The following is a 21,022-nucleotide window of genomic DNA, read 5'->3' as shown; positions in this document are numbered from 1 at the left end:
AGATGCACGGACGCGCCGGATTCGACCTCCTCCGCCACCGCATCCTCCTACCCTGACGGTCACCCAACGTCACCACCGACTACGGGCCAGAGCCGTTCGTTTGACAGACCCCGCAACTCCGAGCTTCGGTTACGGCCGCTGTAGACAGCTCTGCCTGTGCTCATCGCGGGTCGGCGGCGTGACAGGGGTGTGTGAGGGCGAGTCGGTGGCATAGTCGTGCCCGGCTACCGTGGCGATCGGCAGCCGGGCACCGTTCCGGATTTCACGCACCGGTTACGTCAGGGTCAAGGCCAATCGGGTCGCTACTTCTTGCCCTTGCCGTGCTTGCCCCCGCAGTGCTTGCCCTTAACGTGCTTGCCCCCGCAGTGCTTGCCCTTGCCGTGCTTACCCCCGCAGTGCTTGCCCTTGCCCTTCTCGACCTCGATGGTGAGGGTGTCGACGTTGTTGCCCGGGTCAGGGTCGATGTCCTTACCGGTGACCGACGCTGTGTTGGTCAGCGCGTTCGTGCCCGGGCCCACAGTTCCCTTGATGGTGATGGTGTTCGAGGCGCCGGCCGCCAAGGGGCCGCCGGTGCAGGTCACGGTCGAACCGCTGATCGTGCAGCCGGGCGTCGTGGTGGAGGCATTCTGCAGACCTGTCGGCAGCGTGTCGGTGACGGTGTAGCCGGTGGAGTCGTCCGGGCCGTTGTTGGTGACCTTCAGCGTGTAGGTGACGGCGTCACCCTCCGTCACCTTCGCAGGCCCGGCTTGGTCGATGCCCAGATCCGCGCGGGCGCGCGGGTTGTTTCGCGGAGTGTTTACGGTGTCGGTGTTGTTGCTCAGGTTCGAGTCGGCCTCGTTGCCTGTCACGGTGGCGGTGTCGGTGAGAACGCCGGTGAAGCTCTCGTCGACGGTTCCCGTGATGGTGATGGTGTCCGAGGCACCGGGCGCCAGCGCGGCGCCGGTGCAGGAGAATGTGGAGCCGGTGATAGTGCAACCAGGCGCGGAGGTGGCCGGGTTCTTCAGCGCGGCTGGGATCGTGTCGTTGACGATGTACCCAGAGGACTGGTTCGGGCCGTTGTTCTTGACTGTGATTGTGTACGTGAGTTTCTGCCCCGGCGTGTATGCCACAGGGGACGACGTGTTCGTGACCGACAGGTCCGTCGGTGCCCCGAAGCACGACGTCGCATCCACGTTCGTTGATACAGCGGGAGCGGTCTGCGTAGAAAGCAGGGTGAAGGTCGGGGTGGCCGATCCGGGATTCGTCACGGCCACGCGACGAATGAACCCACCGTTGTCGACGAAGCCGAGGTCACCGTTGCCGTAGGTGAACGCGCCGCCGTAGCCGTTGAGCGTGGTTGCCGGAAGGACCTTGGGGAACGTGGAAGCGGCCCCGGTCTTCTGATCGATACGCACGATGCTTCCGTCGGGTGAGGCGCCCCACAGGAAATCGTCGGCGAGGGCCCAGTCTGAGAACTGCCCCGGCGGGACGACCGGGATCGTCGCGGTCATTGTCTGTGTGGCCACGTCGATCACGTAGATCTCGGTGACGCTGCCCGCTAGTGGCCTCGCCACGTAGTAGTTGCCCGCGTCGTCGAACGTGCCGATGTTGTAGCTGTAAAATCCGTGTGGCGGCAGGCCTCGGACGGGCCCGAGGTTCGTGATGGAGCCATCGTTGCTGATCCGGAGCAGGCTGTCGTTGGTGGTGTCGATCGCGTACATGAAGTGGTCCACCGGGTTGATGCCGATGGCGTTGTAGTGGCCCGACGCTGGCCCCAAAGGCGTGAACGACACCGATCCGAGCCCGGGAGTGCCCTCGTACAACTGCGTCGTGGGCGCTCCGGCGGACTCGTAGATCTTGCCGGTGCACGCGAACGGCGTACCGGGCTGTGCTGCCCTCTTCGACTTCTGGGCTTCAGAGATTTTGGCACCCTTGCCGTGCTGATCAGAGGTGCCGGCCTGGGAGGGGACCAGCATCTGCGCCTGTGCCCCAGTGGGGACGGCGAAACTGGCGATGGCGACGACGGAGACCGCAGCCAGGTGCCACTGGGACTTGCGTTGAAGCATGAATGTTCCCTTTTTACTCGTGGGGAGCCCAGCTCCGGCCTCTGTCGACCCTTGAAAGGTCGACCGATCAGTGTGTGAGGGGCCCACCAGGAGCTGAACGCCGCTTGGGGAAGTGATACGAGCACGCCGACAAACGAACGAACTTGCGGGCGCGGCTCCCGCGCGTGATACATCACCCGGCTGGAGGAGCCCATAGGGCCGAACGCAGTAGCAGAATGCGACATCCCACCGGGAGGCGAGCGGGACGACGAGCACGAGCCCGCGTCCGCCTTCGTCCAGGGGCTCCGGAACCCGTACGTCGCCGGGTCCTGGCGGACGCGCCCCGCCGCGGGTGCCGCTGATCTTCGATGCGGACGCATCCGTGACCAGGGAGAGCATCCGGTGGGCCGACTGCCAGGTGACGGCCGGCCAGCGCCGCCCCTTCGCAGCCATGCCCCTCGCACTCCTCCATGCCGTCGTCCTCCGCCATCAGCAGCCCTCTCCTCGCACCGTCGTGCGTCTACGAAGCGGTGTGCGTCCAAAGGGCCGCCGGGGAAGCGAGAATCTGACCGGCTGCTCGAAGCAACAGTGCGTTCCCCCACTCCGGCACCGGCCTCAGACTGACGTGCGGGCTCAACGCCCCGAGAGAAATCGGAGTCGGCCAGGCGGGCACCGTCCTCCATGCCTTCACGCCCGCAAGGCGTCCTCACCCAGGGCCGGAATGACAGCGCACGCACGGGCGGTGGCCTCGCCCGTGCGGGTGACATGCCGTGCGCCTCCGCGCGCGGCGTGCCACCTCACCCGAACGCGTCCGCGCTTCGCACTTAGAGTGACGCCAGGAGGTGGCGGATGCGAGTGGGGTTGCACGCGCTCGGCATCGGTGACGGTGCCCGTCCGGAGGTCATCCGGGCGGTGGCCACAGCCGCGGAGGTACACGGCTTCGCGAGGCTCTGGTGCGGCGAGCACGTGGTGCTCGTGGACACGCCTGTCTCCCGTTACCCCTACTCCGCGGACGGCCGGATCGCCGTGCCCGCGGACGCGGACTGGCTGGACCCGCTGCTCGCGCTGAGCTTCGCGGCGGCGGTCACCAGCCGGATCGAGCTTGCCACCGGCATGCTCCTGCTGCCTGAGCACAACCCGGTCGTGGTCGCCAAACAGGCCGCCACACTCGACGTGCTCTCAGCCGGTCGGTTCAGCCTCGGCGTCGGGGTCGGCTGGTCGGCCGAGGAGTTCGCGGCACTCGGAGTCCCCTTCGCCAGGCGCGGGCGGCGCACCGAAGAGTACCTCGCCGCGATGCGCACCCTCTGGACCGAGGACCCGGCCTCCTTCGCGGGGGAGTTCACCCGCTTCGACGCGATCCGGGTCAACCCGAAACCGCTGCGCGGCGGCCGGCTCCCGATCGTGGTCGGCGGCAACAGCGACGCCGCCCTGCGCCGCGCGGTCACGCTCGCCGACGGCTGGTACGGCTTCAACGTCCCAGCGGCCGACGTCCGCTCGCGCGTCGCCGTCCTCGCCGACGAGTGCGCCCGCCACGGTCGCGCCTTCGACGAGCTCACGGTTGCCGTCGCGTTGAGCGACGGCACACCGGAGCACCTGCCCGCCCTCGCTGCAGCGGGCGTTACAGAACTCGTGGTCGTCGGCGCACCCCCGCCCGCTCCCGACACGGCGGCCACCTGGGTCGCGGAACTCGCCCGGACGTGGATTCACCGGAAGGACTGACCGGGGTCGGTCAGGCAGGACCCGAACGCTCGGGCAGACGCCGCAGCAGACTGTGCTCCTTGAGGAGCCGGACCGCATGCTCCTGCGGCACCAGCCTCAGGCCACATCTCCGACGGTGATGTGAAGGGGCAGCCCCACGGCCGGGGCAACGCGCAGCAGGGTGCGAGTGGAGGGCAGGGTGAGACTGTTCTCCAGACGGGCGATGGCGGGCTGGGTCATCCCGGTGCGGCGGGCCAGTTCGGCCTGGGACCAGCCCAGTTCGGTACGGCGCTGGTAGACCGAGCGGCCGATTTCGATGGCCAGGCCGGTCTCGTCGTAAATCTCCCGGGCCTTTGGACCCAGAGGGGTGGCCGGGTCGGCGAGTCCCTTGGCACGGCGGGTCATCCAGGTGGCATGGTTCACAGCTCCTCCTCCGTCACGGTGCGGTCGTACAGGTCGTGGCGGTCGGCGGGGCGATGCCTGGCCTCGCACTCCCGCTCGACCTGGTGAGCGCGGTCGACCTCCGCCTGCTCGCGTATGCGCGTCTTGCCGCCAGGTCACGACCGAGCCGGTGCCTCTGCGGATGATCCGCAGCAGCCGCCGGCCCTCGTCGTCATCAATCCCACGAACCCGTACTCGTTCCGCCATCCGCACAGCCTGGCGCCTCCCGGTCGGGCGCGCCAGCGTCCTGCGCATGCGGCCCTGCGATGGCGCCGCCGCGGAGGGTGTCGGCGTGGCGCAGGGTCGCCCCGGGCACGGGGACCATCCCGAAGCGGGCGTAGTAGGACTGCAGCGGCGCGTCGCACAGCAGGTCCACCGAGTAGAACCGCTCCGTGCCTTCCAAGATGCGGCGCATCAACTCGGTTCCGATCCCACGGCCCTGGTAACCAGGGAGGACCTCCAACCAGGGGATCGCCGCGGTGAGCACGCCATCACTGATCATGGTGACGAAGCCGACGACGCGACCAGCGGTGCTGTCGATGGACATCACCGCACGGAAACTTCCGCGGAGCACCGCCAAGTGCTGCGCAGGCGAGATTGGGGCAGCACTCGAAGCACTGCAGAAATCGAACTGTTCATGGTTTCGGGCGCCGTGGGCCCCTGCCGAGTTGGCAGGGATCCACGGCGCAAGCAGCAAAGGAGTGCCGGGGCCCTCCCTCGACGAGCCGCATCCTGGTCAGCGCGGCTTACCGTCTGCTGGTGACCTGACGACCCGGCTTCACCTCAGGTGTCGGGTGAAGAACTGGGCCGCGGCGTCCCCTGCGAACTGCGGGACGCCGGTGTGCCCGCCCATATTGGCGTGCAGGGATTTTTCCTTGGAGCCGAAGGCGTCGAACAGGTCCAGGGCCGCCTGCCGGTCGTTGCCTTCGTCGTCCCACTGCAGCAGGACGTGCAGCGGAATGGTGACCTGCCGGGCCTCCTCGAACATGGCGCGAGGTACGAAGCTCCCGGCGAAAAGGCCGGCGGCCACGATGCGCGGTTCGACCATCGCAAGGCGAATGCCGATGGAGATCACTCCCCCCGAGTACCCGACCGGGCCGCCGATTTCGGGCAGTGACAGGAGGGCGTCCAGGACGGCCTGCCATTCCGGGACGGCCTTTTCGACGAGCGGGAGGATGAGGGCGTCGATGATCTCGTCGCTGACCGGCTCGCCGGCCTCCATGGCCCGGCGCAGGTCGGCGCGGGCCTGCTCGGCAGCGGGCCAACGGGGCCGCTCCCCGCTTCCGGGGAGCTCGATGGTGGCCGTGGCGAAACCATCCACCGCAGCGTGCCGGGCCCGCGCCACCAGTCGCGGGTACATCTTGTGCAGTCCGAGCGGGGGGTGGCCGAGCAGGATCAGCGGGACCGGTGCGGAGGCAGACGCGGAACCAGGCGTCCACAGGATGCCGGGGATCTCGCCGAGGGTGAATTCGCGCTCGAGGACGCCGTCGTCGAGGCGCTGTTCAGAACTGAATTGCATGGTCGTGCCTTTCGGGATGCGCTTGAACGGCGCTCCCGGACGACGACCTATCGCCCGACCGTGACCCCGGAGGAGAGCACCCATGTGAATACGTTCACGGGTACCACCTCCTCGTTCTCTCGCACGGCCTCCGGAACCGTATCAGTGGCCGCCGCGGTCCGCAAACAGGTTCTTGCGCAGGCTCTGTAACCAGATGCGTGACGCCTGTCGAGGGGTAAACGACGTGGGCGTTCCCCCATCGGGTGGCAGCCAATTACGCAGCGAGGCGCCGGCCCTCACTGCTGTGACTGGTTCCGCCGCCTGCGCATCCGCTGGGAGATCCGCGACGACTTCCACCACGCGTTCGTCACCCTCGGCTGCGCCGTCATCTGCTGGCGACGACTGCGCACCGCACTCGGTTGAAGGGCAGGCGATGCGCCCGCGGGGATGGCCTTCTCGATGCGTCAGAACGCATACGTGGCAGTCGGGCCCGCGCGGCCTCACATCCGGGATCTCAGCACGTCGACCTCGCAACCCGGCGCGAACGGGTCGAAGCCGTGCTCGATCAGCCAGCGAACCCCCAGCAGGCTTCGCAACGACCACCACGCGTGGATCACGTCGAGGTCGATGTCGGTGCCATAGCCGGCGATGACGTCGTCGAGGTGCTCCTCGTGTCCGAGCGTGAAGGTGGCGAGGTCGTACAGGGCATCACCCTGGCCCGCCTCGGACCAGTCGATGATGCCCGTGACCTCGTCGCCGTCGACGAAGACGTGCGCGATCTGCAGGTCGCCGTGCGTGAACGCCGGAGTCCACGGCCGCAGTGCGGCCTCGGCGACCTGGCGGTTGCGGGTGACCAGGTCGGCGGGCAGAACGCCGTTCGTCACGAGCCACTCGCACTCGTCGTCGAGTTCCGCCGCCAGCGCGACGATGCTCCGCCCGGCCCGGCCCGGCCGAGACGGCAGCGGCGCGTCGTGCAGCTTCCGGATGGCGGCGCCCGCCGCGGCCCACGCCGCCGGCGACCCGGTCGACGGCCCGCCGAGGCGCCCAAGCGTCGTCCCCGGGAGTGCGGCGATCACGAGCACGGGCGGCTTGCGCCACAGGACCTCCGGGGTCGGGACCGGCGCGAGGGACATCGCCTCGACCTCGACGTCGATGCGTGTCTGGTCGGCGTCCACCTTCAGGAACACGTCGCCGACGCGCAGAGTCGCACGCTCGGAATGGGCGACGACGACTTTGACCTCATCCATGGGCGACCAGTATCCCGGGGATGATCGCCGATGTCGCCGGGTTTATCGCGTGCGATTACGCGGCTGACCGCGTCCCGCTACCCAGCGGCCTCGTGCACGACACCGACCTCTGACCAGGTCAAGCCCAGTGACCTTGGCCCGGGTCTGGGCGAGACGGTAGGAGTCGATGCCGGTTTCGATGATCGTGCCGTTGAAGGTCAGCCGGTCGACGATGGCCGTGCAGAGCCGGGGATCGGTGAAAGTCTTGGTCCACCGCCCGAAGGCTTCGGTGGAGGCGATGGCGTCGCTATTTTTCTCCTCACGCTCCGTCAGCACCTGGAACAGCAACTCGGTGCCGTGCTTGTCGACTTCCATGTAGCCGAGTTCATCAATGCACAGAAGATCGACACGGCCGTAGCGGGTGATGGTCTTCGTCAGCTGCTTCTCATCCGCAGCCTCGACTGACTCGTTGACCAGTTTCGTGGCCAGGGTGTACTTCACCCGGAAGCCAGCCATCGCAGCCTCGGTGCCCAGCGCGATCAGCAGGTGGGACTTGCCGGTGCCGGAGTCGCCAATCAGGCAGAGCGGCTGTCCTGTCCCCGACCGCACCCGGAAACAGCCATCAGCCCACGCCCCGCCCTCTCATCAGCGGCGGCGCAGGCGCTTGTCGGCGATGGAAGGGGTGGGGGTCGATGTAGAAATCTCCCGGGTTGATATCGACGCCGGGCGGCACGATGTCGTCGATGCGGTCAAGGATGTCGTCGCCGAGTTCCACGTCGGCACCGGCGAGGAGATCGCTGAGGTGCTCGGGGCGGCGAGGGCCGATCAGCACCGCGGTGACCGCAGGGTGAGCGCGAACGAAGGCGCTCGCCACGTGGGCGAGCGGCAGGCCGGCCTCGGCAGCCAGGGCGGTGAGCTTCTGCACGGCGTCGGCCTTCGCCCGTACGCCGGGCTGAGAAAGGTCGACATCTTCGCGCCTCGTCCGGCGCCGCGGTGCCCTGTGGTGCGGTCGACACGGCCGGACGGCCACCCGGAGTGGAGGGGGCTGAAAGTCAGCACGCCGATGCCGTACCGCTGCGCAGTGGGCAGCACGCGGTTCTCCACCCCGCGAGTGAGGATCGAGTACGGCGGCTGCTCGGTGCGGAGGCGGTGGTGTCCGGGGCGCTCGGCCGTCCACTGCGCCTCCACGATCTCCTCGGGCGAGAAGAAGGAGCCTCCGACGGCGCGGACCTCTGGTACAGGTCGATGTGGTCGGTGTCCAAACGGCGAAGGCTGTCCTCGACGGCCAAGCGGATCCAGCGTGTCGAGCCGCCGTGGCGGTTGGAGACGTCACCCATGGGCAGCCCGAACTTGGTGGCGAGCACAACGTCGTCCCGGCGGCCCTTGAGGGCCTTGCCCACGATCACCTCCGACTCGCCGCCGGAGTACACGTCCGCGGTGTCGATGAGGTTGATTGATTGTTCCGGACGGGCTGTGGGAGATCGCGAAGCCGTTGATCCCGCCGTCGAAGGTGCGGCCGCAGGGCGGCGGAACACAGGACACGCCTGATGAGACGCTGCGGCGATCATCTACGTACTGGTCAGCGGCTGCGCCTGGCGGGCTCTGCCGCCGTGCTTCGGCATCTCGAAGTCGACCGCTCACCGCCGGTTCCCGATCTGGTCCAGAGCCGGGGGGAGGAGCGCCGTCCGCGGCGGTATCTCTTCCGTATCACTCGTCCGCACTGTGCGGAGAGACAACGAGCAGCCGCCCACTGAGGCTGGGACGTGACGGGGGTGGCGCGCTGCTCGTTCAGGGCCCGACTTTGGCGGTGGGGCAGGACGCCCACCTGAAGAGAGGAGAAGGTACCTCCGAATGTCACACCACCCTGCGATGGCGCCGGAGGCTACCTTGGTGGCCAGGTGGGCCGGAGCTCTGTTGTGCCTTGTGGTGGCTGCCATCCATGTCGTGGATCAAGGCGGCATCACGGCAACGAGGGACCCCTACTACGTCGGCATCGCGTACCACGTCCTGGAGATCGCGGCAGTGGTCGCCGCCGTCCTGCTCCTCATTGGTCTCGTTCGATCGGGGTGGCTCCTGGCGGTCGGGGTCGCCATCGGCCCTCTGCTGGGCTACGTCCTCACCAGAGGCCCAGGATTGCCCGACTACAGCGATGACGTCGGCAACTGGACGGAGCCGCTCGGGTTGGTCAGCCTTGCCGTTGAAGGAGCTCTGCTTCTGTTGTCGGCGCCGCTCTTCGTAAGGAGCCTGCGCCGCAGAACCTGAAACTGCGTCGCCCGTGCATCTGCAGTTGGCGGTGACGCGAGCGGCCGGACGTTTCTTCACCCTGGCCAGCAAAAAAGCCAGTCGGTGTAGTCCCTTCCACGTTTTCCTCGTCTGTACCGCTGAGAGCAAGCTGAGAGATTGCAGTGCCAGGATGGCGCCCCCACAAGGCTCAGGAGCGCCAGAATGAATCTGATCAACGGCATGCCCGCCCACGTCCTACTGGTCCACGTGGTCGTAGTGCTGGTCCCTCTCACCGCACTGGCCTTGGTGACGGCGGCACTGTGGCCGCGCGCCGCCCGCCGGTTGGGTCCGCTACTGCCGATGCTGGCCCTTGTCGCCCTGGTGAGCGTGCCGTTGACCACCCATGCAGGCGAGTGGCTGGAACGACATGTCGACGACAATCCCCTAGTGCATCGACACACCGAGTTGGGTGACGGGCTGCTGCCGTGGGCCTTGGGGTTGTTTGTGCTGGCTGCGGTCGTATGGTGGGCGAGCAGGCGCGCTCCGGCGGATCCTCGGCAGGACAACACGCGGTGGACCGCCCTGCCCGTGAGGATCATCGTGGGGCTGCTTTCGCTGGGCATTGCGGTAGGAGCAGTTGTGGACGTCTACCGGATCGGTGACTCCGGAGCGAAGGCCGCCTGGCGGGATGCCTATTCGAAGGCGGCGACGGGGCCGAAGCACGGCTCCTGACGTTCGTCGAGGTCGACCGGGCCACCATGGGCCCGGAGCCGCTGGCCGCGAAGCTCATCGCCCATGATCCTCCACCGGCTGCCCTGGTTCGTTCGCGATCTCAATCAGTTATCTGATCAGGCACGGAGGGTCTGCCCGAACCTGAGCCAGCCGGCCTGTAGGGATCAGCTGCTCGCCGGAACAGGGGGCCGAGGACGATATCGGCCGGGGTCACGGCCGGGATCGAGACGAAGGCGAACGCCGATGCCGACCTGGTTGCGATGCTCGCATTCGGCGTCGGTGAGCGGGCGCCCAGTCGAAGGCCTCCTCCAACGCCCTGGGAGCGCGGACGTGGGGCGCAAGCAGCTGGGCGGCAAGGTCCCCGGTCACCGGGTCTGCGGTGTTCGTCCTGCGGCGCCTGCGAGGGACTCCCCCACGCACCTGCGCACTTCGCTCCAGCGCTGGCTGATGGTTGCCGTGGGCGGTACGATTTTGAGGAAAGTCAATGCGATTGCCTGCATGCTTTTTGTGAGCCATTGATGTTCACATCATTTCTCGGGGAATGCCGACGCGCTCAAAAATCCTGAACAGCATGCAGGTTTATTCGGCTCAGAATTTAGACCAGACGTGCCGATCCCGGACGTGCGGCGTTCGCAACTTGACGTTCGAGCAGCAATGGGACTCACATGGGCTGGCTCACCTTCGGATACTTCGTATCGTATATTCCCTACGCCATGCTGGTGAAGGCACTGGCCAGCGGTGTGACTCCGCTGTCGTCCCAGCCGCTCAGCGGCTACGAGATGCTGCCCGCATCCGTCCTCGGGCAGATCGCCGCAATGATGGCCTTCCTGGGCGTTTCGGGTCGATGGCGGCACATGCGCCGGCTCGGGATCGGCGGGCGCCGGTTTCCGATGGCGGGGCGGGAGACGCTGGCGGCCGGGTTCTTCACCTCGCTCATCATCGGCGCCACCACGATGAATTACACCTTTGCCGGCGTCTCGATCCTCTTTATGCTGTTGTTGATGCGGGGCGGAGTTCTCATTCTCTCCCCATTGATCGACCGGGCGGGCAAGCGTCCGGTCATGGGACATTCCTGGTTGGCGCTGTTCCTCAGTGTGGTAGCGGTTTCGGTGGCTCTGGGTGACGTGAACAGCTATCACCTCACGTCAGCCGCCGTTCTGAGCGTCCTCATTTACCTCGTCGGCTATCTGGGTCGGTTCGAAATCATGGGTCGCGTCGCCAAGAACGGGATTGTCGCGACGGACCGGCGATTCTTCGTGGAGGAGCATGTCGCGGCACCGGTCTGGCTGGCCGGGCTGCTGGGCGCAGGAGCGCTGGCCGGACAACCGCAACTGGGCGCGGGTTTCACCACGTTCCTGGGTACGCCTGCCGCGTTGGGGGCAGCGGGGATTGGAGTGGCCTACGAGGTGCTGTTCGTCTTCGCTTCGATGATCTACCTCGACCGGCGCGAATACACCTGGGGTGTGCCGGCCTGGGCGTTCGCGAGCCTGATGTCCGGTCTGGTCGCCTCCTACGCGCTCGCATGGCTGGCCGGGCTCCGGGCTCCCGGAAGCAGTCAGCTGATCGCGCTGGTGTTCGGGGTCGGCGCGGCTGCGGCCCTGTCCTGCCCGTCGGCCGTTCTCTGGTGGCGCACCCGCGGCACCGGCGCGGCATGCCGGGTGCTGTTCGTCTGCGGCGGGAACACGTGCCGCTCGCCCATGGCGGAGGTCATCGCATGGGCCGAAGCCGCTGAGGCGGGCGTCGCACACGCCTTCCGGTTCTCCAGCGCGGGACTGGCGACGCCGTTGCCCACGCGGGCGATGGTTCCCGGCGCCCGGTACGCGCTTGCCGAACTCGGCCTGCGACGGGTGCCGGGCCGGGGAAATCCCCGCCGTCACCGTGCTCGCTCGGTCACCCTGGAACTGTGCCGGGTCAGCTCCGTCATCTACTGCATGACCCGAGCCCATCGCGACGGGGTGATCGCTGTGGCGCCCGAGGCCGAGGACCGTACCCTCCGGCTGGACCCGAACTGTGACATCCCCGATCCGGAGGGGCAGTCTCCGGAGGCGTACCGTCGGTGCGCCCAGCACATCCAGCGCTCCGTGCGCGGCCGCCTGTGCGAGCTCGCCGAGTCCTCCCGCGCTTGCGGCACCACTCCGGGGCGGGGGTGAGGCAGGGATGCCAGTGGCGCGAGTGACGAACGGCTACGGTGCCGCACTCGGACGGCGGGCCCGGCTGGTGGCGGTGGCCGCCGAACCGGAGGACCTCACTCCCCGTTCGCTGCGCGGGCTCGCAGGGGTCGCGGACGAGCTGGAGGTCCGGGCCGATCTGGTCGGCGATCCCGATCCGTCCCGGCTGCGTCGGCACTTCAGAGGGCAGTTGACCTACAGCCTGCGCTCTGCGCGACATGGTGGCCGCTCGGTCGCCGGCCCGGTGGAACGGCGCACCCGGCTGCTGCGTGCGGCGGACCACTATGAACTGGTCGACCTCGAGGCGATGGACGACGTGCGACCGGAACTGCTGGAGGCCGTCCCCGCCCGGCAGCGGCGTGTCTCCTGGCACGCGTCCGGACCTGCGGGGAGGGCCGAGGGGCGTTGCCGAGCGGAGCTGCTGGAGGCATCAGGACGGCTCCGGGAGCGGTTCGCCGCGATGTCCGCCGTTCCGGCGGCGCTGTACCTCCTCGCGCCGCCTGCGGGCGGACAGTACGGGTCTGCCGCGCCGCTGCTGCTCGCCGGGCTCGGGCGTACCGACGTGACGGCGTTCGCGTCCGGTCCGGTCGGCATGTGGACCCGGGTGCTGGCGCCGTGGCTGGGGGCGCCCGTCGTCTTCGGCCGGGTCGGTGCGCAGGGGGAGGACGGAATGCCGAGTGCGGGCCGGCTCCTGGCCGACTACGGACTGCCCGCGTTGCCTCCGCTCAGTGGCCTTTTCGGCATTGCCGGGCGTGCGCCGGGAGGGAGGTCGTTGTCGCCCCGGCTGCACAACGCTGCGTTGCGGGAACTGCGGCTGCCCTCGCTGTATCTGCCCTTCCAGGTGGACAGGTTTTCCCGGTTCTGGCAGTGGGGCTTCGACTTCGGGTCGCTGGCTGGGATCCCCCTGCGCGGGCTGACCGTGACCGCCCCGCACAAGGAGAGCGCCCTCCAAGTGGCTGACGTCGCCGACCCGGAGGCACTGGGATGCGGTTCGGCCAATCTGCTGTGGCTCGACCAGGGGCGCTGGCGGGCGGCCACCACCGACGCCGTCGGTGCCCTGCGCCCCCTGGCCCTGGGTGGAGTCGACCCGAGCGGACGTACGGCCGCCGTCATCGGTTGCGGCGGCGCCGGACGGGCCGTCGCCTGGGCCCTGCGCGAGGCCGGAGCCGGGGTGACCCTGGTCAACCGGGGGATCGCGCACGGTCTGGAAGCCTCTTCGCGGCTCGGGCTTCCCTTCATACCGCTGTCCCGGTTCTCCCCGGCGGGATACGACCTGCTCGTGCATGCCACGCCCCTGGTGGAGCGGGAGCCGTTCCCGGTTGCCGCGGCCGACAGGGACGCGGTGGTGTTGGAGATGGCCTACCACGATCCGCCGACCGCGCTCACGCGCGCCACCCGTGCTCGCGGGCTGGTCGGCATCAACGGCTGGCAGGTCCTGTTCGTCGAGGTGCGTGAGCAGTTCAGGCTGATGACGGGCCATCCGATGCCCGACACGCTGCCTCTGCCGTCCCTCTGCTTCGGATCGGCCGAGCAGGCCGCTGTCCACGGCCTCCCCCCATCAGGGGGACCGGCACGGGCACACGGCACGGGGCGGGAGGCGCCATGACGTCCCGCGCGACGTCCGCGGCCGGACCGCCCACCGCCCGCCTGCCGAACGTGACGTGCCACAGGGAGGCTGCCTCCGCATGACCGACGACCTGCCCCGCGCCGCCGGATCCGTCCGCAGCCCGGCGACCGGAGACGACCAGACTGTTCTCGTCACCGCGGCCAAGCTCGCCGCGGACAAATTCGCCCCCCGCGCTGTGGAGTACGACCGCGAGGCCGTCTTCCCCGCCGAGGATTTCGACGACCTGTTCTCCAGCGGTCTTCTGGGCGTCACCGTGCCGCGGGAATACGGAGGCCTGGGCTACGGCCCTCAGCAGCGGCACACCCTGCCCCTGTGGGAGATGACCACCACGCTGGCCAAGGCAGATCTGTCACTGGCCCGCTGCTGGGAAGGGCACGCCAACGCACTGGTCCTGATCGACGCCCTGGCCGCCCCCGAGCAGAAGCGACGCTGGTTCGCAGGAGTGGTGGAACACGGGGAGAAATGGGCCGCCTGGAGCGGCGAACCCCAGGCCCCGAAGCCGGGCGAGAGCCTTCGCTTCGGCACCACACTGGTCCCCGTCCGCAACGGCTGGGTCCTCCGCGGCACCAAAGCGTTCGCCACAGGTGCCACCGGAGCGCAGTGGGCGATCCTGCTCGTCGACCCGGAAACACCCGGCGGAGCCCGCCAGACCCCGGATGTCCACGGGAGGCTCCTGCTGCTGGCCTGCGACCTGTCCGACCCGACCGTGACCGTGGATGCTTCCTGGTGGGATCCCGCCGGCATGCGTGCGACGGCCAGCCACGCGGTGCGCTTCCATGACACCTTCATACCGCGCGAGCATCTCGTCGGAGGTCCCGGCAGCTACTTCGAGGGACAGTGGCAGACCGTGTTCGTGCCCCATTACGCGGCGAGCTTCCTCGGGGGCGCCCTCACCGCATATGAGTACGGGCTCGCGTATCTGAAACGACAGGGCAAGGGCGGTGACCCCTATGTGCAGCAGCGGGTGGGCAGCATGGCGGTCAACGTGGAGACTGGGCGCCTCTGGCTGCGTCACGTCGCCGGTCTGTGGGACGAGGGCAGGGACGACGAGGCACGAATCGCCGGCGCCAGGGCCTGGCACACGATCGCGCATCTGGCACAAGAAACGGTGCATCACGTCATCCAGGCCTGCGGCGCCCGCAGCCTGATCCGCCCGAGCGCCGTGGAGCGGGTCCTGCGGGACCTGACGCTGTACGCACTCCACGACAACGCCGATCACGTTCTCGCGACCATAGGCCGTGCCGCGCTCGGCGAGCAGTACGACCTGTCCTTCCACAGACTCTGAGTGAGGCCCGGCGCCTCGTGGAGTGGGCGGTATCGCCGCCCGGAGTTAGAACCGCACTGTGCCCCAGCCGGCCTCGGCCTCACCTGTCGTTGATCGCGGAGAGCCATGCCGTGTCCTCCGGGCCCGGCGCTTCGGGGTCGAGCGCGGCCAGCCTGCGGAGTTCGCCCGATCGCAGGGCGACCGTGGCCCGTGGCCGCATCGGCCCGTCGCCCCTGCGTGAGAGCAGGACCAGTTCCCAGACTGTCGCCGTCATGGCGTCGAGCCGGGTGGTGCAGTCGGCGGTGACCCGCCGCGGGTCGCGGGTCCGGCCCAGGGACAGATGTGGGGTGAAGTCCTCGGCGGGCCCACCGCAGCGCGGGAACCGCTGCCGCAGTGCGTGGTGCAGGTCCGCCCATGGCGCCTTGCCGGCTGCTGCCGGGTCGAGCCACACGGTGAAGTACGCCCTGTGCCGGAAGGTGCGCACTCCGTCCAGCCGGACGGTGAAGACGGGCGTCTCGGCGCTCGCCGCGGCGAGCAGTGGGGCAGCCCGTTCGAAGTCGGCCTCCGGCACGAAGCCGAAGAGCACATTGACGTGCGGCGGCCAGCGATGGATCTGCGGATCGTAATCCTGGCGGATGTCCTGGATCGGCGGCCACAGTTCCGCGGGCGGGATCCAGGCCACCGCCGTGCGGGCCGTCGGAAACACGTCGAGGACGCCGACGGACCCGCCCCTGCGGGACCTCGTGTCCCGGCTCAGGTCCGCTCGCGCGTCACGCACCCGGCCGGCGCCCGACGCGTCGATGCGGTCCACGCCCGTGGCCCGGTCCCAGACCACCTCGCCGTCCGCCTCGATGAAGACCACCCGGTGCCACGGGATGTCGCCCCCGGGCACGAAGGAAGACAGCGGGATGCGCTCGATGCCGTCCCCGCGCCGACTGATCCCCAGCACGAAACGGGCCGGGTCGAACCGCGGATCCCAGCGGACCCGGTGATAGATCTCGTCGCTGGTTCGCACCACGCCTCCTCTCCCGCCTTCACACCTTGTCTTCTTCCAGGGTGCCGCCCGGGCTGAGGCAGTACTTCGTGCGGCTGCTCAGGACGGAGCCCGGGCGCAGCGCCGTGCTCGGGTTCCCCGGGTGGTTCGGCGAGCCGTGCAGGAACGCTCTCTGTCGACTCTTCCCAACTTCCCCGCCGAGCCGGCGTGGGCCGAAGCGGCGCGGTTCTCGGCGCGGCCCGGCCGGGTGGGCCGGCCGGGCGCTGTGTGATCTGTCAGCCCATGTCCGTCAGGAGGGCGTTCAGTTCCTTCTCCTGCTGGGCCGGCGACATCGGCGGGTTCGAGTGATCGATACCGAAGGTCTTGAGTACCTTGTCCATCTGGGCGTCGATGGAGGTCCAGCCGGTCTGGTCCAGCGGCTGCAGCGAGGCCTGGTCGGCATCCCACAGGTCACGCAGCGACTGGGCGGCCGCGTGGGCCCCGGCCGCGTCCCCCGAGCGTGCGTCCTTGAGCGAGGTGGATGCCAGGGTCCGCAGCGCGCCGACCTTCGCGGGCGGGAAGTTCTTCACCGCCTGGCCGGGAGGCAGCTGGACAGCGGAGGTGGTGTCGGTCTCCGGCGCCGGGCCGACGTGCGGTTGACCGTGGGCCCAGACCAGCAGGGCCGCGGTCGCGACGGTCAGCAGTCCGAAGCCGGCCAGCCCGAGGCGCTCCTTGCGCGGGTCGGTGGTGACCTGTGCGGCGTGGGCCGCCTCGTAGGTCTCGGTCACATCCGAGCGCGTCACCGTCAGGTAGACCACCGTCGCCAGGATCAGGCCGAGGAAGATCAGGCTGGTGGTGAACGTGCCCAGCGCGAGACCGGTCGGGTCGCCCGGGCTCTGGGCGACCTTGGGGGAGGCGAGCCAGTCGCCGATGTTCGCGCCCAGCGGGCGGGTCAGGATGTAGGCGAGCCAGAAGGACAGCACCGGGTTCGCGCCGAACCTCCACAGCGCCGTGATCGCCGCGATGAGGCCGAGCGGCAGCAACACTGAGACGCCCGGGCTCCAGCCGGTCAGCTCCAGAGTCCAATCGCCGGTCGCGGTGCCGAGCGCGAAGGTGACCAGGACAGCCAGCCAGTAGAACGACTCCCGCGGGAACGTGGTGACCGAGTGGATCGACAGCGTGCGCTCACGCAGCCACCACACGCCGAAGACCACCGCGAGCAGCACCGAGAAGACCGCGGAACTGATCCACAGCGGCACGTTCAGCTGGTCGGTCAGGATGTCGGTGTACAAGGTGCCCGTGACGCTCACAACGACCACGGTCAGCCAGTAGGGGAACGGGACATACCGCTTCAGCCGCAGCTGGACCGCCAGGACCACCACGAAAACCGCGGTGAAGAGCCAGGCCGTGTTCACCAGGCCCACGCCCAGCTGGGTGTTGATCCAGTCGGCGAAGCTCTCACCGACCGTCGTGCACAAGACCTTGATCACCCAGAACCAGACGGTGACCTCGGGGACCTTGTTGAGCATGAGTCGCCCGCTGCGCGTGCGTGCTTCGGCTGTCGTTGTCATGCAGTGAGGTTGACGCGGGGAACCTGCACGCAACCTGACTACGTGGCCGCACGCGCGGCAGGGAGCGTCACCTCGACGTGACCGCGGCCGTCCGCGATCGCGCGGACCTCCACACCGGCCGAGGCGGCGATGCGCCGGACCACCGTCAGCCCCAGCCCGTACCCGCCGCCGCCGGTCACACCCGCTTCAAAGACCCGGTCGATCTCCGCGGGATCGAACCCGGGGCCGTCGTCCAGGACATCGACCACGATCGCCTCACCCTGGATGCGCGCGGTAATCCACACACGCGACCGCGCATGCCGCAGGCCGTTCTCCAGCAGGGGCGACAGCAGCGACACGGCGACGTCGGCCGCCACCGCGACCTCGACCTTCGCGGGAAAGGCGACCTCGACCGCGCGGCAGGCGATCGCCTGTCGCGCGGCGGAGCGCAGATCGCACCGGGTCCCCTCGTCTGTCCGTGCGCGCGCGGCGCGCAGAATCGTCGTGATCGCCGCATCGAGGCGGTCGACCTCGCTCAGCACCGCCTCCGGCGGCACCGGCTCGCCGGACAGCTGCGCCAGCTGCGCCTCGCCCCGCAGGACCGTGAGCGGTGTCCTCAGCTCGTGGGCGATCTCATCGGTGAGCCGGCGCTCGTCCGCCAGCGCGTTGTCGACGCGCTCCAGGAGGTGGTCCAGGGTCCGCCCCAGTTCCCCGAACTCGTCGCGGGGGACTCCGAGGTTGAAGCGGCGCCCGGGTTCGTGATGGCCCCAGTCGTCGGCGAGGGCGGCCATCTCGTGCACGACCCGCAGCGCGCGGCGCACCACGAGCTGCGCGACACCGCCCGCGAGGAGGATCGCGAGGCCGCCCAGGATCAGCGACAAGGTCAGGCTGCGCTGCTCGGATGTCTCGTAGGGCGTGAGGTCCACCCGGACGATCACCATGACGTGGTGGCCGTCGATCGGAACCTCCCGCGCGTACAGGAGGTAGTTGTCGACGGCGGCGGTCTGCGATCGCCGCGCGCCTGCCAGCGCCTCGGCGCGCGCGACCACGCTTGCCGGTACGTCCCCGTCGATCAGGCGGCCGTCGGCGTACACCCAGGCGACCTCGTCCAGCGCCTCGCTGGTGTTCTCCGTCAGCACGACACGGCCCCCCTTGACGGTGACGTTCGCCGCGACCGCATCGGCGCGGGTACGCGCCAGATCGTGCGCGTCGGCGTCCGTCACCTGGCTCAGCAGCACGTGCGAGACCACAACCAGTATCGCTACCACGGCGGTGGCGATCAGCATGGTGAGCGCGACGACCCTCCCGCGGAAGCCCGTCATTGCCATCGGTAGCCCACGCCGCGGACGGTCGCCAGACGCTCGGCCACACCCAGCGAGCCGAGCTTGGTCCGCAGTCGGCGCACGAAGGAGTCGAGGGTGTTGTCGCTGACCTGTGCTCCGTGTGGCCAGCCGGCAGCGATGAGGGCGTGGCGGCGTACCGCGTCGCCCTGCGAGGCGATCAGGCGGCCCAGTAGCCGGAACTCGGTCGGTGTCAGGCTCTGGCTCACCGAGTCGTAGGTCACCACGTGCTTCGCCGGATCGAGGACGACCTCGCGCGGTGCGGGCGCCACGGTGGCCCGGCGCAGCAGCGCTCGGACGCGGACCAGCAGTTCCGGGATGTCGAAGGGTTTGGTCATGTAGTCGTCGGCGCCGGCCTCGAAGCCTCCCACCTTGTGATGCAGGCCGTCCAAGGCGGTGAGCATCAACACCGGCGCGTCGACGCCGCGAGCCCGGAGGGCCAGGCAGACGTCGCGGCCGTCGGCGTCCGGCAGCCCGAGGTCCAGGACGACCAGACGGGGCGCCGGTGCGAGCTGCCGCAGCAGGCTGTCGGCCGTGGCGGCGACGGAGACGGTGTGGCCGTCGTGCTCCAGGGCGCGTTTGAGAATGCCGCGGACCGCCGCGTCGTCTTCGCACACCATGATGAAAGCCACGTGCTGACCCTAGATACTCCCGTCCCAGTTCTCCATCTGCCCTGGTCAGCCGCGTGAGGTCGGAAGCAGGCCGCTGGTGCCGTCCCTGCGATCGATGCCCGGGCGACAACTGTGTCACCTGCGGCCGGCTGCCCCTCCCCCACGTGCGAAGCCGCTTGCTCACCGGTTACGTTTCCGTCGGCCGGGCGCGGGGGACCCGCCGTCCGTGGTGGCGTACGGAGCGGAGCAGCGGGTACGGCTGCCGGCGCTGCGGGCGAATTGGCTGACGCAGACGTTCGTCCACTGGCCCTTCCCGCCGGAGGCGGTCCAGGGGCTGGCGCCCGAGCAGCTGGTCGGGGACAAGTACGAGGGCGCTGCCTGGGTCGGGCGCACACCCTTCGTGATGGCAGACGTTCGCCTGCCCGGCGTACCGGCCGCGGTGCCCGGGCTCCCGACGTTCGCGGAGACGAACCTGCGCACCTACGTCCGGCACCCCGACGGCCGGAACGGGCAGTGGTTCCTTTCCCTGGAGGTCGCCTGCCCGCTGATGCCGGCAGCGCGAGCCATCGGCGCGCCGTGGCCTCCTACCGGCTGGTCGTCCGCCCCGGTGACCAGGTCGAGCGGCCGACGGAGCGGGACGTATGGCTGACATCGCGCCGACGGGCCTGGCCGGCCGACTCTGCGTGCTCTGGGAGACGCCCGTGGAGCACGAACCGTGGCCGCCGCCGTTGTCGAGGTCCTGGAGGAGACGCTGACCGCCACCGCCGGGCTACCGGCGGGTCTTGGCGAGCCGGTGGTGCACTTCTCGGAAGGAGTCAGGCATGTGCGCCTGGGAACATCACGGCCCTGCGCGCCGACGGCCGCTTCTTCCTGAGGCCGGCCCGCGGCGCGGGGTCGCTCCGGCCGGGACTTGCGGATGAGCCGGTTTCTCCGGTGGGCCACGCGGCGTCCGCTGCTGCGCTTCGAGGGCTGGATCGCGGGCCTGGGTACATGCTCCGGGATGCGTGTCGTGCTCGGCCACTGGCAGCAGTCGCCGTTCGGCCCGTTCAGCGACGTGATGCTGGAACGGGCCGAAGGCGAGCGGCTGCTGCTGGCCCCCACACGGCAGACCGCGGACTTCATCAGCAAAACCTACGTCTTCGACACCGTGCGCGTCGTCTCCGTCCGGGTCCGCATCGCCGACAGCACCTGGACGGTCACCGCGGGCCCACTGGAGTTGAGCTTCGTCGCCGGGCGACGAGGGCCTCTGGGCCTGTTGTTGCGGGCCGTGCCCGGCACGCTCGCCCGCCGTCCAGCGTGGAGCGCGCTCACGGACTGGCCGGCCCGCCTGCTGCTGCCCGGCGTACGGACCCGGGGCAGTGCCGGCGCGGGCCGCCGCGAATGGTACGGCGCACGGGACCTGCGGCCGATCCGCGCAGTCTCGGCGTTCTTCGAAGGCGCCGACCTCGGTGCCACGGCACCTGTGGAACCGCCCGTCCGCTTCGGCTTCGGGTCGGTGCGGAGGAAACCCTCGCTCATCCGGGTCACGACGACGGTAGCGCTCGGGCCCGAGTAAGACGTCATCTCATTTGGCTCAGTAGGCTGTTGGTCGTGGCGGGGATTGTTGAGCAACTGGTGCCGGACGTGTTGTGGGAGCTGTTCCAGCGA

17 protein-coding genes and 4 pseudogenes are annotated in these 21,022 nt (G+C 69.2%); 9 read left to right on the top strand and 12 right to left on the bottom strand.

Features of this window, described 5'->3' with window-relative positions; translation table 11 throughout:
* Window positions 1-302 precede the first annotated feature (302 nt).
* Window positions 303-2,045, bottom strand: coding sequence for a DUF6923 family protein (locus tag ACF09J_RS35580; protein ID WP_392309600.1), 1,743 nt, complete (start codon window positions 2,043-2,045; stop codon window positions 303-305).
* A gap of 828 nt (window positions 2,046-2,873) precedes the next feature.
* Between ACF09J_RS35580 and ACF09J_RS35575 the strand changes: the two genes are divergently transcribed.
* Window positions 2,874-3,743: an LLM class F420-dependent oxidoreductase gene (locus tag ACF09J_RS35575; RefSeq protein WP_392309599.1), complete on the top strand. Its 870-nt coding sequence runs from the start codon at window positions 2,874-2,876 to the stop codon at window positions 3,741-3,743.
* Window positions 3,744-3,839: 96 nt separating this feature from the next.
* Here ACF09J_RS35575 and ACF09J_RS35570 read toward each other — a convergent pair whose 3' ends face one another.
* From ACF09J_RS35570 to ACF09J_RS35540, 7 genes and pseudogenes are all read right to left on the bottom strand, one after another.
* Window positions 3,840-4,145: a helix-turn-helix transcriptional regulator gene (locus ACF09J_RS35570; protein WP_392309601.1), complete on the bottom strand. Its 306-nt coding sequence runs from the start codon at window positions 4,143-4,145 to the stop codon at window positions 3,840-3,842.
* Between the two features lie 193 nt (window positions 4,146-4,338).
* Window positions 4,339-4,710 carry a GNAT family N-acetyltransferase gene (locus tag ACF09J_RS35565; protein WP_392309598.1) on the bottom strand — a complete coding sequence of 124 codons (372 nt, stop codon included), beginning with the start codon at window positions 4,708-4,710 and terminating at the stop codon, window positions 4,339-4,341.
* Window positions 4,711-4,941: 231 nt separating this feature from the next.
* Window positions 4,942-5,682 (bottom strand): alpha/beta hydrolase, encoded by a 741-nt coding sequence (locus ACF09J_RS35560; protein WP_392309597.1) that lies wholly within the window; start codon window positions 5,680-5,682, stop codon window positions 4,942-4,944.
* 479 nt (window positions 5,683-6,161) lie between these two features.
* Window positions 6,162-6,908 carry a phosphotransferase family protein gene (locus ACF09J_RS35555; RefSeq protein ID WP_392309596.1) on the bottom strand — a complete coding sequence of 249 codons (747 nt, stop codon included), beginning with the start codon at window positions 6,906-6,908 and terminating at the stop codon, window positions 6,162-6,164.
* A gap of 132 nt (window positions 6,909-7,040) precedes the next feature.
* A pseudogene (locus tag ACF09J_RS35550) lies at window positions 7,041-7,478 on the bottom strand (ATP-binding protein); the annotation flags it as partial.
* A 31-nt stretch (window positions 7,479-7,509) separates the two neighbouring features.
* Window positions 7,510-7,812: an aldo/keto reductase gene (locus ACF09J_RS35545; RefSeq protein ID WP_392309595.1), complete on the bottom strand. Its 303-nt coding sequence runs from the start codon at window positions 7,810-7,812 to the stop codon at window positions 7,510-7,512.
* Window positions 7,713-8,293: pseudogene (locus ACF09J_RS35540) on the bottom strand (aldo/keto reductase). The gene ACF09J_RS35545 and the pseudogene ACF09J_RS35540 overlap by 100 nt, the downstream one beginning before the upstream one ends.
* Before the next feature lie 47 nt (window positions 8,294-8,340).
* On the opposite strand from ACF09J_RS35540, the pseudogene ACF09J_RS35535 reads away from it, so the two are divergent.
* The 6 genes and pseudogenes from ACF09J_RS35535 to ACF09J_RS35510 all read left to right on the top strand — a co-directional run.
* A pseudogene (locus ACF09J_RS35535) lies at window positions 8,341-8,615 on the top strand (transposase); the annotation flags it as partial.
* Between the two features lie 195 nt (window positions 8,616-8,810).
* Complete coding sequence (locus tag ACF09J_RS35530; protein ID WP_392309594.1) at window positions 8,811-9,149, top strand: hypothetical protein; 339 nt, start codon at window positions 8,811-8,813, stop codon at window positions 9,147-9,149.
* A gap of 183 nt (window positions 9,150-9,332) precedes the next feature.
* Window positions 9,333-9,842 (top strand): DUF2231 domain-containing protein, encoded by a 510-nt coding sequence (locus ACF09J_RS35525; RefSeq protein WP_392309593.1) that lies wholly within the window; start codon window positions 9,333-9,335, stop codon window positions 9,840-9,842.
* 665 nt (window positions 9,843-10,507) lie between these two features.
* Entirely contained in the window at window positions 10,508-11,992 is a 1,485-nt protein-coding gene (locus ACF09J_RS35520; RefSeq protein WP_392309592.1) for a hypothetical protein, read from the top strand.
* Window positions 11,993-12,005: 13 nt separating this feature from the next.
* Entirely contained in the window at window positions 12,006-13,616 is a 1,611-nt protein-coding gene (locus ACF09J_RS35515; RefSeq protein ID WP_392309591.1) for a hypothetical protein, read from the top strand.
* Window positions 13,617-13,695: 79 nt separating this feature from the next.
* Window positions 13,696-14,922 (top strand): acyl-CoA dehydrogenase family protein, encoded by a 1,227-nt coding sequence (locus tag ACF09J_RS35510; protein WP_392309590.1) that lies wholly within the window; start codon window positions 13,696-13,698, stop codon window positions 14,920-14,922.
* Between the two features lie 79 nt (window positions 14,923-15,001).
* On the opposite strand, the gene ACF09J_RS35505 is transcribed toward ACF09J_RS35510, so the two are convergent.
* The 4 genes from ACF09J_RS35505 to ACF09J_RS35490 form a co-directional block, all read right to left on the bottom strand.
* Window positions 15,002-15,919: an RNA repair domain-containing protein gene (locus tag ACF09J_RS35505; protein ID WP_392309589.1), complete on the bottom strand. Its 918-nt coding sequence runs from the start codon at window positions 15,917-15,919 to the stop codon at window positions 15,002-15,004.
* A 251-nt stretch (window positions 15,920-16,170) separates the two neighbouring features.
* The gene (locus ACF09J_RS35500; protein ID WP_392309588.1) at window positions 16,171-17,445 is read right to left on the bottom strand and encodes a hypothetical protein; all 1,275 of its coding nucleotides are present in this window, start codon (window positions 17,443-17,445) and stop codon (window positions 16,171-16,173) included.
* Window positions 17,446-17,483: 38 nt separating this feature from the next.
* The gene (locus ACF09J_RS35495) at window positions 17,484-18,752 is read right to left on the bottom strand and encodes a sensor histidine kinase (RefSeq protein ID WP_392309587.1); all 1,269 of its coding nucleotides are present in this window, start codon (window positions 18,750-18,752) and stop codon (window positions 17,484-17,486) included.
* Complete coding sequence (locus tag ACF09J_RS35490) at window positions 18,743-19,396, bottom strand: response regulator transcription factor (RefSeq protein WP_392309586.1); 654 nt, start codon at window positions 19,394-19,396, stop codon at window positions 18,743-18,745. Before ACF09J_RS35490 ends, ACF09J_RS35495 begins: the two co-directional genes overlap by 10 nt.
* Window positions 19,397-19,601: 205 nt before the next feature.
* Between ACF09J_RS35490 and ACF09J_RS35485 the strand changes: the two are divergent.
* Window positions 19,602-20,249 (top strand): annotated as a pseudogene (locus tag ACF09J_RS35485) (DUF2071 domain-containing protein).
* A 42-nt stretch (window positions 20,250-20,291) separates the two neighbouring features.
* Window positions 20,292-20,930 (top strand): hypothetical protein, encoded by a 639-nt coding sequence (locus ACF09J_RS35480; RefSeq protein ID WP_392309585.1) that lies wholly within the window; start codon window positions 20,292-20,294, stop codon window positions 20,928-20,930.
* Window positions 20,931-21,022 lie beyond the last annotated feature (92 nt).

Origin of the sequence: Streptomyces sp. NPDC014889, assembly GCF_043081205.1 — a bacterium.
Classification (GTDB): Bacteria; Actinomycetota; Actinomycetes; order Streptomycetales; family Streptomycetaceae; genus Streptomyces.
This window is presented reverse-complemented; position numbering and strand designations above follow the sequence as displayed.

Coding starts and splice junctions, on each gene's coding strand:
- ACF09J_RS35580 (WP_392309600.1), bottom strand. CDS start 2,045: ATGCTTCAACGCAAGTCCCAGTGGCACCTGGCTGCGGTCTCCGTCGTC.
- ACF09J_RS35575 (WP_392309599.1), top strand. CDS start 2,874: ATGCGAGTGGGGTTGCACGCGCTCGGCATCGGTGACGGTGCCCGTCCG.
- ACF09J_RS35565 (WP_392309598.1), bottom strand. CDS start 4,710: ATGTCCATCGACAGCACCGCTGGTCGCGTCGTCGGCTTCGTCACCATG.
- ACF09J_RS35560 (WP_392309597.1), bottom strand. CDS start 5,682: ATGCAATTCAGTTCTGAACAGCGCCTCGACGACGGCGTCCTCGAGCGC.
- ACF09J_RS35555 (WP_392309596.1), bottom strand. CDS start 6,908: ATGGATGAGGTCAAAGTCGTCGTCGCCCATTCCGAGCGTGCGACTCTG.
- ACF09J_RS35525 (WP_392309593.1), top strand. CDS start 9,333: ATGAATCTGATCAACGGCATGCCCGCCCACGTCCTACTGGTCCACGTG.
- ACF09J_RS35520 (WP_392309592.1), top strand. CDS start 10,508: ATGGGCTGGCTCACCTTCGGATACTTCGTATCGTATATTCCCTACGCC.
- ACF09J_RS35510 (WP_392309590.1), top strand. CDS start 13,696: ATGACCGACGACCTGCCCCGCGCCGCCGGATCCGTCCGCAGCCCGGCG.
- ACF09J_RS35500 (WP_392309588.1), bottom strand. CDS start 17,445: ATGACAACGACAGCCGAAGCACGCACGCGCAGCGGGCGACTCATGCTC.
- ACF09J_RS35495 (WP_392309587.1), bottom strand. CDS start 18,752: ATGGCAATGACGGGCTTCCGCGGGAGGGTCGTCGCGCTCACCATGCTG.
- ACF09J_RS35480 (WP_392309585.1), top strand. CDS start 20,292: ATGAGCCGGTTTCTCCGGTGGGCCACGCGGCGTCCGCTGCTGCGCTTC.